Origin of the sequence: Nocardioides sp. NPDC023903 (assembly GCF_040639295.1) — a bacterium.
Taxonomy (GTDB): Bacteria; Actinomycetota; Actinomycetes; order Propionibacteriales; family Nocardioidaceae; genus Nocardioides.
The window spans coordinates 37,636-51,512 of sequence record NZ_JBEZZS010000022.1 but is presented as its reverse complement, the minus strand read 5'-3'; the positions used below and the strand labels follow the sequence as shown (position 1 = coordinate 51,512).

Annotated in this window: 12 protein-coding genes and 2 pseudogenes; 9 read left to right on the top strand and 5 right to left on the bottom strand. The window is 68.4% G+C overall.

The features are described 5' to 3' along the window. The first annotated feature begins 94 nt into the window (after positions 1-94). Complete coding sequence (locus tag AB0F44_RS20750) at positions 95-3,655, top strand: ABC transporter ATP-binding protein (RefSeq protein WP_357358585.1); 3,561 nt, start codon at positions 95-97, stop codon at positions 3,653-3,655. Between the two features lie 61 nt (positions 3,656-3,716). On the opposite strand, the pseudogene AB0F44_RS20745 reads toward AB0F44_RS20750, so the two are convergent. The 3 genes and pseudogenes from AB0F44_RS20745 to AB0F44_RS20735 all read right to left on the bottom strand — a co-directional run. Continuing rightward, a pseudogene (locus tag AB0F44_RS20745) lies at positions 3,717-4,004 on the bottom strand (Clp protease N-terminal domain-containing protein); the annotation flags it as partial. 36 nt (positions 4,005-4,040) lie between these two features. After that, a pseudogene (locus tag AB0F44_RS20740) lies at positions 4,041-4,226 on the bottom strand (Clp protease N-terminal domain-containing protein); the annotation flags it as partial. Continuing rightward, positions 4,226-4,438, bottom strand: a complete 213-nt coding sequence (locus tag AB0F44_RS20735) for a helix-turn-helix domain-containing protein (RefSeq protein WP_141802873.1) — start codon at positions 4,436-4,438, stop codon at positions 4,226-4,228. The pseudogene AB0F44_RS20740 and the gene AB0F44_RS20735, both read right to left, overlap by 1 nt. A gap of 121 nt (positions 4,439-4,559) precedes the next feature. Between AB0F44_RS20735 and AB0F44_RS20730 the strand changes: the two genes are divergently transcribed. After that, a complete protein-coding gene (locus AB0F44_RS20730; protein WP_357358583.1) occupies positions 4,560-5,762 on the top strand; it encodes an MFS transporter in 1,203 nt (400 codons plus the stop codon). Here AB0F44_RS20730 and ggpS read toward each other — a convergent pair. Continuing rightward, positions 5,759-8,041, bottom strand: a complete 2,283-nt coding sequence (gene ggpS / locus AB0F44_RS20725; RefSeq protein WP_357358581.1) for a glucosylglycerol-phosphate synthase — start codon at positions 8,039-8,041, stop codon at positions 5,759-5,761. The two genes, AB0F44_RS20730 and ggpS, sit on opposite strands and share 4 nt — an antisense overlap. Before the next feature lie 441 nt (positions 8,042-8,482). Between ggpS and trpS the strand changes: the two genes are divergently transcribed. Genes trpS through AB0F44_RS20700 form a run of 5 tightly spaced genes read left to right on the top strand, consistent with a single transcriptional unit; the run spans position 8,483 to position 12,145 of the window. Next, positions 8,483-9,520 carry a tryptophan--tRNA ligase gene (gene trpS / locus AB0F44_RS20720; RefSeq protein WP_357358579.1) on the top strand — a complete coding sequence of 346 codons (1,038 nt, stop codon included), beginning with the start codon at positions 8,483-8,485 and terminating at the stop codon, positions 9,518-9,520. A gap of 12 nt (positions 9,521-9,532) precedes the next feature. Then, positions 9,533-10,057: a 2'-5' RNA ligase family protein gene (locus AB0F44_RS20715; RefSeq protein ID WP_350665729.1), complete on the top strand. Its 525-nt coding sequence runs from the start codon at positions 9,533-9,535 to the stop codon at positions 10,055-10,057. Positions 10,058-10,101: 44 nt separating this feature from the next. Next, positions 10,102-10,980 (top strand): YihY/virulence factor BrkB family protein, encoded by an 879-nt coding sequence (locus tag AB0F44_RS20710; protein ID WP_357358577.1) that lies wholly within the window; start codon positions 10,102-10,104, stop codon positions 10,978-10,980. Continuing rightward, positions 10,980-11,882 carry a phosphotransferase gene (locus AB0F44_RS20705; RefSeq protein WP_357358575.1) on the top strand — a complete coding sequence of 301 codons (903 nt, stop codon included), beginning with the start codon at positions 10,980-10,982 and terminating at the stop codon, positions 11,880-11,882. The genes AB0F44_RS20710 and AB0F44_RS20705 overlap by 1 nt, the downstream gene beginning before the upstream one ends. A gap of 38 nt (positions 11,883-11,920) precedes the next feature. Continuing rightward, the gene (locus AB0F44_RS20700) at positions 11,921-12,145 is read left to right on the top strand and encodes an SCO4848 family membrane protein (RefSeq protein WP_091052819.1); all 225 of its coding nucleotides are present in this window, start codon (positions 11,921-11,923) and stop codon (positions 12,143-12,145) included. A 3-nt stretch (positions 12,146-12,148) separates the two neighbouring features. Here AB0F44_RS20700 and AB0F44_RS20695 read toward each other — a convergent pair whose 3' ends face one another. After that, positions 12,149-12,604, bottom strand: coding sequence for a MarR family transcriptional regulator (locus AB0F44_RS20695; RefSeq protein WP_357358573.1), 456 nt, complete (start codon positions 12,602-12,604; stop codon positions 12,149-12,151). A gap of 54 nt (positions 12,605-12,658) precedes the next feature. Between AB0F44_RS20695 and AB0F44_RS20690 the strand changes: the two genes are divergently transcribed. Together AB0F44_RS20690 and AB0F44_RS20685 are read left to right on the top strand one after the other, a co-directional pair. Continuing rightward, a complete protein-coding gene (locus AB0F44_RS20690; RefSeq protein ID WP_355019696.1) occupies positions 12,659-13,075 on the top strand; it encodes an organic hydroperoxide resistance protein in 417 nt (138 codons plus the stop codon). A 210-nt stretch (positions 13,076-13,285) separates the two neighbouring features. Then, positions 13,286-13,834, top strand: a complete 549-nt coding sequence (locus tag AB0F44_RS20685) for a hypothetical protein (protein ID WP_357358571.1) — start codon at positions 13,286-13,288, stop codon at positions 13,832-13,834. Positions 13,835-13,877 lie beyond the last annotated feature (43 nt).

The following is a 13,877-nucleotide window of genomic DNA, read 5'->3' as shown; positions in this document are numbered from 1 at the left end:
TCCTATAGATGCAGGTCAGCATGGTGTTTGACGTCGGGTGAGGGCGGAAAACCTTTAGGTAAGTGTCGGTGGTCGCGAATACCGTGATCTTCTGATGACTGCGACGCTTTCGACTCCGCCCGCGCCCACCTCAGGCAAGGCTCTCGGAGTTCCCGCCGACCCTGCCGACCCGAGCCGGCAGGTCGACTGGCGACGCCTGAAGGGGCCCGTGACGGGCGCCGCGCTGATCGCGCTGGCGGTGGCCATGGTGGCCCAGTCGATCGGCACCGTCGTGGCCGGGCGGCTGGCGGAGAACCCGACCGCGAGCCTGGTCGGCTGGCTGGCGCTGTGCGTGATCGGCGCTTCGCTGATCGACTCGACCGCGAAGATCGCGTGGGTCGGGGTCTCCGACCGGGCCGAGGGCAAGCTGCGTGAGGACGTGCTCCAGGCTGCCATGCGACAGCCGCTCTCCGAGCTGAGCGAGCAGGCGGTCGGCGAGATCCTCGACCGGGTCGACGACGACTCTCACGAGGTCGGCAACCTGCTGCGCTGGCAGCTGTGGATGCTGTTCCGCTCGGTCTTCGCGGCGCTGCCGATGTGGATCGTGGCCAGCTTCACCTGGTGGCCGGCGGCGATCCTGTTCCCGCTGCTCGCCGCGGTGACCTGGTTCGTCATCCGTCGGCTGCTGGGCAAGATCTCCGAGCTCAAGGTCATCGAGGAAGCGTCCTGGACCGACCACGCCGCCGTGCTCGAGGAGGGCATCGCGGGACGTGACGACCTGCGTACGAGCCTGGGCCAGGCCCACGTGGTCGCCCGGGTGGCGCGGCTGTCGGCGACGGTGCACGAGAAGTTCCGTGCGGTCGTCACGGTCGAGGCGAAGGTCGGCCGTCGCGCCGGCGTGCTCCTGCACTCTCTGTTGGCCGGCATCGGTCTCGCCGGAGTGGCGCTCGCGTCGAACGACCGCCTCGGGATCAGCGCGCTGGTGACGTTGTTCCTGGTCACGAGCACGTTCGTGGGCCAGATCGCGATGCTCGCCAACCACCTGCCCGACATCCAGGCCGGCCTGGGCGCGGTCATCCGGCTGCGCCAGATGATGGGCTCCGAGCCGGAGCCCGAAGGCGGCGCGCCCGTGCCCGATGACGGGGGCGCACTGGAGGTCGACCTGCGTGACCTGACCTTCTCCTACGCCGAGGGCACCTTCGCCCTCCAGGGCATCTCGCTCACGGTGCCGGCCGGCGACACGATCGCCCTGGTCGGTCGCACCGGCTCGGGCAAGTCCACGCTCGCCTCGCTGCTCTCGCGGGCCGTCGAGCCGCCGCGCGGCTCGGTGTTCCTCGGTGGCGTGGACGTGCGCGACCTCGACCTGCAGCAGCTGCGCGCCTCCGTGGGCGTGGTGACGCAGCGCACCGAGATCCTGGCCGGCACGCTCGCGGAGAACATCGCGCTCTTCGACGACCTGCGCCCACGCGAGGACATCGAGCGGGCGGTCGCTCGGCTCGGGCTCTCGGAGTGGGTCGCCGGCCTGCCCGATGGGCTCGACACCCTGCTCGGCCCTGGCGGCACCTCGCTGTCAGCGGGGGAGGAGCAGCTGGTCGCCTTCGCGCGGCTGCTGGTGCGCGACGTACGGGTGGTCGTCCTCGATGAGGCGACCGCACGGATGGACCCGCTCACCGAGCGCCGGGTGGTCGCGGCCGCCGATCGGCTGCTGACCGGGCGTACGGGCATCCTGATCGCCCACCGGCTCTCCACCATCGAGCGGGCGCCTCACGTGGCCGTGCTCGACCATGGCCGGGTGATCCAGCACGGTCTGCGGGCCTCGCTGGCGACCACGCCGGGGCCGTTCCATGACCTGCTCGAGGCCAGCCGCACCGATCACCACGACTCACCCGCGCCGGCCGTCAAGCCTGTCGACCATTCCACCCTCGACCATGTCGCGGGCAACGTGGGCGGCAGGCGCCGCTCGGGCGCTCCGCCGGACGTCCCCGAGGTCGGCACCGGGCCGTCGCTCGCCCGCGGGATGTTGCACGTCCTGTTCCTGCGCCCCGAGTGGGGCGTCGCGGGTGCGCTGCTCTTCCTGTTCGCCTCGATGACCGGTGCGCAGGGTGCCTTCACCGGCCTCCTGTGGGGTCGGATCGTCGAGTCGCTGCAGGACGGCGGCAGGCCGACGGTGATGTCGGGGCTGCTGGTCGTCAGCCTGCTGGCCGCGCCGCTGATGCTCGCCGACGCCTTCTACCGCTACCCGCGCTGGTGGATCGAGGTCATGCTGCGGGCCCGGATGGCCGTGCTCTACGGCCAGACGAGCCAGCACCGCCTGACGCGTACGCCGCCGGGCGAGGTCGTCGCCCGCTCGATGGACGCGGACCGTTACGCCCGCTACGCCGACCGCTGGGTCGACTTCGTCAACGGCCTCGTCATCGCGACGATCACCGCCCTGCTCGCCGGCACCGCGCTCGCGGGCGCCGTGCTCCTGGTCGTCATGATCGCCTCGGCGCTGGCCTCTGCGGTCGGACGGCCGATCGCCGGCCGTTCGGCCGCGGCCTCCTCCTCCGCCCGTGCGCGATTCGGCCGCGCGGTGGTCTCCGCGCTGGAGTCCGTACGCACCGTGAAGCTGGCCGCGGCCACCCCGCAGGTCCACGCCCACCTGCAGCACGTCGACTCGGGCCGGGTCGAGGCAGCGGTGAAGGAACACCGGGTGCAGGCATTCCTCGACGGGGTTCCCGCGCTCATGGTGCAGTGCGGCGTCGTGGCTGCGTGGGGGATCTACTTCGGCGGCGGCTGGGGTCTGGCCACCGCGCTGCTGGTCGCCAACGCGGTCTCGGGCTTCGACTGGTTCGGTCGGGTGGCCGGCATGGTCGTCACCGAAGCTCCCGGCACGCGTGCGTGGCAGAAGGAGACCAGCCGGTTCGCCGGTGGTCGCGACCTGATGGATCTGCCGCCGGGCGTCGACCTGGTCTCCGGTGACGCGCCGGACCCGGGTCCGGTCGAGCAGGTGCCGCTCGAGTCCCTCGAGCTCTCGGCCCTGTCGGCAGTCCACGACGACGGCACGATCGGTGTCTCCGACGTCTCGCTCACGATCTCGCGCGGCGAGCTGGTCCTGCTCGTGGGTCAGGTCGGCTCAGGTAAGTCGTCCCTGCTGGCGTCCCTGGCCGGCCTCATCGAGCACACCGGCACGATCCGGTGGAACGACGAGCTGGTCCTGGACCCGCAGTCGTTCCTGAGGCCGGGGCAGGTGGCGTACGTCGCCCAGGTGCCGCGGGTGCTCTCCGGCACCTTCGCCGACAACATCCGCCTGGGCCACGACCGTCCCTTCGACAGCCCGGTCGCCGACGCGCGGCTCGAGCTCGACGTCAAGGAGGCGGGCGGCGCGGACGCGATCGTCGGTCACCGTGGCGTACGCCTCTCCGGGGGACAGGTCCAGCGCCTTGCCCTGGCGCGAGCGCTTGCCGCCGACACCGAGCTGCTCCTGGCAGACGACGTCTCCAGCGCGCTCGACGCGGCCACGGAGATCGAGCTCTGGCAGGCGCTGCGTGACCGGCACACGACGGTCATCGGAGCCACCTCGAAGCGAGCCGCGCTGGCTCAGGCTGACCGGGTCGTCGTCATGGTCGACGGCGAGATCGCGGCAGTGGGTCCGTGGACCGAGCTGGCTCCGGCCTGGTCCCACCTGGCCGGCTGACCCCGCCTCCTCGGGAGGCGGGGGTGACGCCTCAGGCGGCCTCGCCGTGCTCGAGCGTGCGGCGCAGCGCAGCAGCATCCACGCCGAGGGCCTGTAGTGCAGCATGTCCTTCCCCCTCCGCCCGCAGGATGCCGAGCAGGATGTGCTCGGTGCCGATCGAGCGGTCCTTGAGCCGGATCGCTTCGCGCAGCGAGAGCTCGAGGACCTTCTTCGCGTCCTTGGTGAAGGGGATGTGCCCGCCGAGCCGGCGGCGTGGCTTCCCGCTGTCCAGGGCGCCGGCACCGAAGACCTCCTCCACCTTGGAGCGCACCGCGTCCAGGTCGATCCCGAGCGTGGACAGCGCGTCCGCGTCGTCGTTGCCGAGGCGCCCGTGGGCCCGCTCGATCTCCGCCCGCAGCGCAGCCGGGTCGACCCCGGCCTCAGTGAGCGCCCGGGCGGCGGACGAACCGGCGCTGGAGCCGATCGCCAACAGCAGGTGGTCGTCGCCGATGCGCTCGTGACCGAGCTCGGTGCCGTACGTCTGTGCGGCGACCACCGCATCGCGGGCCGGCTTGGTGAACCTCTCGAACATCACATCTCCTTCGCGTACTTCTTGTGGACCGCCTGGCGGCTGACTTCCAGCGCGTCGGCGATCTCCTGCCAGGCCCATCCCTGTCGGCGGGCGTTCGCCACCTGCAGCCGCTCCAGCGAGTCGGCGAGGCGGCGCAGTGCGAGCGCGGCTCGCAAGCCAGTGCTCGGGTCGGCGCTCGCGGCCGACTCGGCAAGGTCCTTCGCATCCGTCATGCTGTCAATATAGGTTGACACCGACCTCGTGTCAACCAGAGTTGACGAAACCGTGGGGCGCCGGGACCCGCGTCACACCGATTCACGGAATAGCCCACAAATCGCCGAAGGTTAGGCAGTAGTGACCGACACCGCCAGCACCGAGACCGCCGTCCGACCGGTCACCACCGTCCAGTTCGTGATCGCCATGCTCGCCCTCGCGACGGGTGGGTTCGCGATCGGTACGACCGAGTTCGTCACCATGGGCGTGCTGCCCGAGATCGCCGAGGGCGTCGGCGTCGGAACCTCCACGGCAGGCCACCTGATCAGCGCCTACGCGGTAGGGGTGGTGGTCGGCGTACCGATCCTCTCGTTCTTCGTCGCCCACCTTCCGCGCAAGGGTCTGCTGCTGTCGCTGATGGCGGCGTACGCGCTGTTCAACCTGCTCAGCGCCGTCGCCGTCGACTACCAGATGCTGCTGATCGCGAGGTTCCTCGACGGGCTCCCGCACGGCGCCTACTACGGCGTCGCGACCATCGTCGCTACCTCGATGGCCGCACCTAAGCACCGCGGGCGAGCGGTCGCTCTGGTGATGCTCGGGCTCTCGGTCGCCAACGTGATCGGTGTCCCGTTCGCGACCTGGCTCGGCCAGACGGCCGGCTGGCGGGCACCGTACGCAGCCGCGGCAGGCCTCGCCCTGCTGACCGTGGTCCTGGTGCAGCTCTCGGTGCCACACTTCCCGGGCGACCCGAACGCGACCGGCCGCAGCGAGGCGAACCGGTTCTTCACCAACAAGCAGGTCTGGCTGACGATGCTCGCGGGCGCGATCGGGTTCGGCGGCATGTTCGCGGCCTACTCCTACATCGCCCCGATCGTCACAAACACCGCCGGCCTGGCCGAGGGCGCCGTGCCGTGGTTCGTCTTCGCGTTCGGTGCCGGGATGGTCGTCGGCACCTGGGTCGCGGGGGAGCTGGCTCGCTGGTCGGTGATGGGCTCACTGCTCGCGAGCAGCCTCGGCATGGTGGCGGTGCTGACGCTCTTCTGGGCGGTCGCCCCGGCCGGGTGGTGGCTCGCGCCGGTCGCCTTCCTGACCACCGCGGTGGCGTCCGTGCTGGTGATCAACCTGCAGGTGCGCCTGATGGACGTCGCCGACGACGCGGTGACGCTCGGCGCGGCGATGAACCACGCGAGCCTCAACATCGCCAACGCCCTCGGCGCCTTCGCCGGTGGCCTGGCCCTCGACGTCTGGAGCGTCCGCGAGGCGCCGTTGGTCGGCGCCGGCCTGGCCGCCGCCGGGATGCTGGTGCTGCTGTGGAGCACCAGCATCCACCGGCGTCGGGCCTAGATGGCTTCTTCGTTGCCGTCCGTGGCGGTGGCTGCCTCGACCGCCGCCAGGAACCCGTCGGCCCAGGCCTTGGAGTCGTGGTGGCGGATGGTGTCCCACAGCCCGCGCATCCGGTCCTTGGCCTCGGCCTCGTCCATGTCGACGGCCTGCAGGAAGACCCGGACCATGTCGGAGACGTCGTGTGGGTTGGTCAGCACCGCGCCGCGCAGCTCGGCGGCCGCCCCGGCGAACTCGGAGAGCACCAGCGTGCCGCTCGTGCCGAGGAGACCGTGGACCGCGGCGTACTCCTTCGCGACCAGGTTGAGGCCGTCGCGCAGCGGCGTGATCCACATGACGTCGGCGTTGGCGTAGTAGGCCAGCAGCTCCTCGAACGGGATCGGCCGGAAGTAGAAGTGCACCGGCATCCAGCCCATCCGCGAGAACCGGCCGTTGATCCGCCCGACCGCCTGCTCGATCTGGTTCTGCAGGGTCTTGTAGACGGTCATCTCGCCGGCCGCGGGCACGCACACGAGCACCAGCGACAGCTCACCCAGCAACGACGGGTCCTCGAGCAGCGCCCGCTCGAAGGCCTCGAGCTGCTGCAGCACGCCCTTGGTGTAGTCGAGCCGCGAGACGGCCAGCGCGATCCGCTGACCCTCGAACTCCTCCTTGACCCGAGCGATCGAGCTCTGCACCGCCGGGGAAGCCAGGGTCTGCTCGATCCGCGTCGTGTCGACGCTGACCGGGTTGGCACCCAGGTGCACCCGACGGCCACCGACGTCGATCACCGAGGGCATGGTGTCCAGGCCGAGGGCGAAGCCGTACGTCCGGAACCTAGGCGCCGAGTCCTCGGTCTCGATGACCTCGACCGGGGCCACGCCGCGGGCCACGTCGACGAAGTTCTCGACCTGGCGGGGGATGTGGAACGAGATGTAGTCGCACTGCAGCAGCGAGCCGATGATCTCGCGGCGCCACGGCACCACGTTGAACACGTCCGCGCCGGGGAAGTGAGTGTGATGCAGGAACGCGATCTTCACGTCCGGCCGCATCTCCCTCAGGTAGGCCGGCACCATCCACAGGTTGTAGTCGTGGATCCAGACGATGCCTCCGTACGCCGCCTCGGCCGCCGCCTGCTCGGCGAAGGCCCGGTTGACCCGGCAGTAGACCTTCCAGTCCTCCTCCTTGAACTTCGCCCGTTCCCAGAAGGTGTGCAGCAGCGGCCAGAACGCTTCCTTGGAGAAGCGTTTGTAGAAGACGTCCACGTCCTTCTTCGACAGCGGCAGCCGGGAGGCGACCAGGCCCGGGTAGAGCTTGGGGTCGACGACCGTGTGGGTGGCGAACTTGCCGCGCTTGGGGTCGTCGATGGACCAGGCGACCCAGGATCCGGTGCGCTCGGTGAAGAAGGAGAGCAGCGTCGGGATGATGCCGTTGGGTGACTTCGGGCGGCGGCGCTTGACCTCTCCGTCCTCGATCACCTCGTCATAGGGGAGCCGGTGGTAGACCATGACGAGGTCGGACTTCCCCGGGTCGTCGGCGTCGTTCTCCGGGTCGTAGATGTGCTCGTCGTCGAGCAGGTTGAAGTGCCTGATCGCCTGCAGGATCCCGCCGGTGCCAGGAGCGGTGGCGTGGAACGTACGCTCCTTGTCGCGGGTCGCGTCCAGCAGCAGATCCTCGGCCTCGCCGACGCAGACGCCCGGGAACCCGATGTCGTACATCGACAGGTCGTTGAGGGTGTCGCCGGCGACCAGCACACGGTCCTTCGGGATGCCGAGGTGCTCGACGAGCTTCGTGACGGTGTGGCCCTTGTTGATCCCGCCGGGCAGCACGTCGAGGTAGTGGCTGGCGGAGTAGAGCAGGTCGCAGCCGATCTGCGCGACCAGCGGGGCGAGGTCGTCGGTGACGGCCTCGGGGTCGCAGAAGTAGGAGACCCGGCGGTCCTGGGGCACGTTCTGCCGCACCAGTCCCGGCCGGTCGCCGATCTTCTCGAGCACCGTGAGCTCGCCGGGCCATTTGGCCGCGATCTCCTGCTGGATGGGCTCGACGGCGAGCAGGTCGTGCCCGGTCACGATGGTGGCGCCGACGTCGCAGATGATGAAGTCGGGCGTCGGGATGGTCGGGTCGGCGAGCAGCGGCAGCACCGACTCCAGCCCACGACCGGTGACGAAGGACAGCAGTACGTCCTCGCGGCGGCTCAGCGTCTGGTACAGCTTGACCTTCGCCTCGGGGTCGCCGGCTAGGAAGGTTCCGTCCAGATCGGTCGCAAGCAGCATGCGTGCGTTGGCAGCGGACGTGTCGTTCACAAGTCTCCTCGAGGGTCGCCTGGCCTCGAGGCCGATTCGGCAGCTGGCCCGAGGCTGCGGACCCCTTGGAGGATCCGCGGGTCGACCAAACAGGCTAACAGGGGCATGTGTCGGGCGGGAAAAGGGCATTTGACGGGCCATCGAATCCGCACTGAGTAGAGCCTCTCAGGAGGTCCACAAACTCGTAAGAAATTGGATGCACCTGTTCGATAACTCCGTCGAGAATCCGTCGTTGATGGGTCATGCGGATCCTGCCCGCGGCCTTCAAGAAGACCGCGGGCGACCACGGTCCTCGACGTTGATCACGGGGGGCGCCGAGGCCCATGGCCGGCACGCAGGTCGGTGCCGCGGGCAGGGTCCACAGCTCGTACGGATCGGTTCTCGATCCTCTTCCTCCCACCATTTCGAGCCTTTCGGCGGGTGGCTGACAGAATGCGGCACATGACCGGCAGTACTGCTCCCACGACTCGTCCCAGAGTCCTCTCCGGCATCCAGCCGACCGCCGACTCCTACCACCTCGGCAACTACCTCGGCGCGGTCCGTCAGTGGGTCAATCTGCAGGAGGAGCACGAGCCGTTCTTCTTCATCGCCGACCTGCACGCGATCACGGTCGAGCAGGACCCGAAGGTGCTCCGGGAGCGTACGCGGCGGGCCGCCGCCCAGCTCCTGGCCGCCGGCGTCGACCCGGAGCGGTCAGCGATCTTCGTCCAGTCCCACCTTCCCGAGCACGCTCAGCTCGGCTGGGTGATGCAGTGCATCACCTCGTTCGGTGAGGCCCGGCGGATGACCCAGTTCAAGGACAAGTCCGCCAAGGGTGGCGAGGGCGCCGCCTCGGTCGGCCTCTTCTCCTACCCGATGCTGATGGCCGCCGACATCCTGCTCTACCGCCCGGCGTACGTCCCGGTCGGCGAGGACCAGCGGCAGCACCTCGAGCTGACCCGCGACCTCGCGCAGCGGTTCAACAGCCGCTACAAGAAGACGTTCCGGCTCCCCGAGCCCTACATCCTCAAGGAGGTCGCGAAGATCTACGACCTCCAGGACCCGACGATCAAGATGTCCAAGTCGGCCTCTTCGCCGACCGGATTGATCGACATGCTCGATGACCCGAAGGTCTCGGCGAAGAAGATCCGCTCGGCGGTCACCGACTCGGAGATGGAGATCCGCTTCGACGAGGAGGCCAAGCCGGGCGTCTCGAACCTGCTCCGGATCTACTCCGCGCTGACCGGCTCCGAGATCGACACCCTGGTCGGCAAGTACGCCGGCAAGGGCTACGGCGATCTGAAGAAGGATCTCGCCGAGGTCGTCGTCGACTACGTCACCCCGTTCCGGGAGAAGACCTTCGAGGTCCTCGAGGACCGGGCGTACCTCGACGGCATCCTCCAGCAGGGTGCGGAGAAGGCTGGCGTGGTCGCCCGCAAGACTCTGGCCGGCGTCTACGAGCGGGTTGGCTTTGTGCCCCCCGCGTCGCCTCTCGGCTAGTAAGGTCGGCGCATGCGCACCATCGGTGTTGCCATCGCTATCCCGGAGCCATGGGCAAGTCAGCTCCAGGACTACCGGACGTCTCTCGGGGACGCGACGGCGACCATGATCCCGACGCACATCACACTTGTGCCACCGACGGAGATCCACGACGACCTCCTGCCGGACGTCGAGAGCCATCTCGAGTCCGCTGCCTCGCGGGTCGCCCCTTTCAGCGTGCACCTGCGTGGCACCGGCACCTTCCGGCCGGTCTCGCCCGTGGTGTTCGTGGCAGTGGTGCAGGGCATCTCGGGCTGCGAGCAGCTGGCCAACGCGGTCCGGCAGGGTCCGCTCGACCAGAAGCTCACGTTTCCCTATCACCCGCATGTCACGATCGCTCACGACCTTCCCGACGCTAGCCTCGACAAGGCTTTCGGTGAGCTGGCCGACTTCGAGTGCGAGTGGTCGGTCGAGGAGTTCCACCTCTATGTCCACGACGACACGGATGGCTGGCGCCCGACGCGGGAGTTCGCGCTGAGAGCAGCACTGACCGGTTGAGGCGGGCTCGGGTCCGCCCACGAAAGACGGATGGGGACCTCGGGATGAAGGAAAAGGTCAAGGCAAAGATCGCCGAGCTGCGTGCGCGCTTCCCGGCGCTGGACCGGGTGATCCGCACCCAGGAGCACTACGGCGACGTGGGCGCCGCCCAGCAGGCCGGCGCGATCACCTACTTCGGCTTCTTGTCGACCTTCCCGATCCTCGCGCTCGCGTTCTTCGCGGTCGGCCAGATCGCCAAGGTCTACTCCGGAGCGGAGAGCGACCTCGTCGAGGCGATCGACCAGGTCCTGCCCGGGCTGGTCGGCGACGAGGCCGGGCAATTGAAGATCTCCGACATCGAGAGTGCGGCCGGCACCGTCGGGATCATCGGTGTCATCGGTCTGCTCTACGCCGGGCTCGGCTTCATCGACGGGCTGCGCAAGGCGCTCGAGGCGGTCTTCCTGGTGCCCGACGAGGAGCAGCCGGGGTTCCTGGCGGCCAAGGCCCGCGACCTGGTCGCACTGATCGTGCTCGGCCTGATCCTGCTGGTGGCGGTGGCGTTCACCGGCCTCGTACGCACCTTCTCGGTCAACGTCCTGGAGTGGATCGGTCTCGGCGAAGGCTTCGGCTGGTTGATCGTCCTCCTCACCCTGGTGCTCGGCCTCGCGGCCAACACCGTGCTCTTCTTCGCGATGTTCCACCTGGCTCCCCAGAACGACACCCCGAAGGCGCCTCTGTGGGCCGGCGCCGTGCTCGGCGCGATCGGGTTCGAGATCCTCAAGCAGGCCTCGACCCTGCTGCTCGAGGCCACCCAGGGGCAGCCCGCCTTCCAGGCCTTCGGCATCGCCCTCATCCTGGTCGTCTGGATCCACTACACCTCGATGGTGATCCTGTACGCCGCCTGCAATGCCCACGTGAGGGCGACCCCGGCCGAACCGAACTGATGGTCGCAACGCCTCGCCCGGTCATCGACTCGGTGGTGCGATCGATCTGCGGGCGCGACGTCGAGCGGCTCGCGCCCCTTGCCGGCGGCGGGATGAACGAGACATACCGCGCCGATCTTGGCGGGGATGTCGCAGTGGTCGTCCGGATCGCACGGCACCCGACGCCGTGGTTCGTCGACGAGGCGTACCTGATGGAGCGGGCGCGTGCGGTCGGTGTGCCCACGCCGGAGATCCTCGGCCTGGAGCATCTCGATGACGACGACGAGGTGCTCTCGTTCTCGGTTCAGCAGCATCTACCGGGGCGGTCGCTCGAGGACCTCGTCGGTCAGCTGTCCGCAGCAGATCTCGAGCGCTGCATCATCGGCGCCGGTGAGCTGATGGCACTGGTTCACAGCGTGGAGCCGGACCTCGATCGCGGCGTACGTCACGAGCTGCGCTGGCCCGAAGAGCGTGAGGTCAGCAGGATCGCGCGCATCGTGGCACAGACACTCGACCCGACTGCTGCCGCTGTTCTCGAACGTGGTGCTGACTTCCTACGCCAAGAGATCACGAGCCGTCCCACCGTCTCGTTCGTGCTCGCCCAAGGCGACTTCATGCCCGGAAACCTCCTGATCCACGAAGGAGAGATCGTCGGCGTGATCGACTGGGAGTTCGCCGGGCCCGCCACGCCGGCCTTCGACGTCGGTCGCTGGGAGGTGTCGGCTGGTACGCCTTTCGCGGACCGCTTGGATCTGCTTCGTGAGGGTTACGCCCGAGTCGCCGATCCCGAGTCCTCGGAGGCGGGTCTCACGCCAGCCTTCGCTATCGACTGGATTCTCGAGATGCTCGCCTGGAGAAATCCGGCCACGCCCGACCAGTTCCGACGCTGCATCGACGTGATCGCCCGATATTCGGGCTGCTGACGATCGGGCCTTGGCCGACGGATGAGAGAGTCGTACCCATGAAGCTCGAGAAGACTGACGGCGCGCTCCTCCTGGTCATCGGGGTCTGGACGATCGCGATCTGGACCAACTTCGGCCGCAACCTCGTCAAGACCGCCAAGGACCCGGAGCAGACCCGTCCGAAGCCCTACTACATCGCCCACGCCGTGCTTGTGGTCGTCGATGTTCTCCTCGGCGGCCTGCTGATCAAACTGGGCGTGCAGCGGCTGCTGACCAGGGGGTAGCCCTCAGGGGGACTCGGCCGTGTCGAGGTGGTCGACCAGCTCGGTGAGCTGATCGCGCAGCGCGAGCGCCTCGTCACGAGTGATCCCCATCGACGCACCGAGCTCCTGCGGCACGCCGGAGACCTGCTCCTCCAGGGCCTGGCCGTCCTCGGTCAGGCTGACCAGCACCCGGCGCTCGTCGCTGGGGTCGCGGTCGCGCCGCACCAGCCCAGCGGTCTCGAGCCGCTTGAGCAGCGGCGTCAGGGTGCCCGAGTCGAGCCGCAGCCGCTGGCCGAGGGAGGTCACCGAGAGCGGCTCCTCGCTCTCCCAGAGCACCAGCATCACCAGATACTGCGGATAGGTCAGCCCGGTCCCCTTGAGCAGCGTCACATAGCGCTTCGTGACGGCCCTGGTCGCTGCGTACAGCGGGAAGCAGAGCTGAAGGTCGAGCGAGAGCTGCGGATAGGTACGTCCGGACACATCAATCAGTCTACTCCCTTGCGCTATTAAGTTGTGCGCAATATAGTTGTGCACATGACACCGATCTACACAGCCACCGCAGTCAGCACCGGCGACGCCCGTAACGGCCACGTCCAGTCCTCCGACGGCCTCATCGACGCCGACGTCCGCATCCCCAAGGAGATGGGTGGCGCCGGCGGTGCCACCAACCCCGAGCAGCTCTTCGCCGCCGGCTACGCCGCCTGCTTCCACTCGGCGCTCAAGCTCGTCGCAGGCAAGGCCAAGGTCGACATGACCGACTCCGAGGTCGTCGCCGACGTGAGCATCGGTGAGAACGGCCAGGGCGGCTTCGGCCTCGCCGTACAGCTCGAGGTGACCATCCCCGGAGCCGACGCCGCGACCGCCCAGCAGCTCGCCGAGCAGGCCCACCAGGTCTGCCCCTACTCCAACGCCACCCGCGGCAACATCGAGGTCAAGCTCACGGTCGTCTGAGCTGGTTCCTCCAGCAAGGTATGCAGGCGAAGGGACACATCCCATGCGGAGCTCCGCACGGGATGTGTCCCTTTTGCTGCATACCTTGACGTCAGAACGTGGTTCACCGGCTCGCTCGCCTGTCTGATCCCGGTTCAACATCAGGGGGCGGCCGCAGCGGGGGCAATCGGTGCACCTGAACATGTCGCCGTCGATATCCTTCGGCATGAGATGACCTCAGCGACGAAACCCCATGAAGAGCGTCCCGCAGTCTTTGCCTGGAGGAGCCCGCACAGCCTCTTGATCAGGGGAAGGCGGGTTGACGAGGTCATCGAGGTCCTCGACGGGCAGCGGATTGGATCGTGGTGGTCCGCTGGACTGCGGATCCGGCGCAGGGGCCACCGCGTCTCTGCGCGAATCATCGAGACCGGGCGGTACGGCAGCCATCATCCGGTGTTCAAGGCGCGCATCGAGCCGTATGGACGTGGGTGTCGACTGGTCGGCCACATCGGTTGGGGCACGCTGAATTTGCAGTCCATGGTCTTCGCGGCATTACCAGTTGTGGGACTCGGGGTGACTATGTCCACGATCGGCACGGCGCTTGGCCGGGACAAGTTGATCGATTGGCTCTTCGTACTCGCGTTCATTGGTGTGACGGCGATGTTCGGCCAGCTGGCCTGGATGCTCGGGATCGAGCGCCTGCTACCTGCATCTCGAGTCGTTGAGATCGAAGACCTGGATGAAGAGCTTCGCAACGCGCTTGGTGCGCGACGGTACTGATCCTGTCCACACCGATGCTCAGTGACGACGAAGGGCCGCCCTC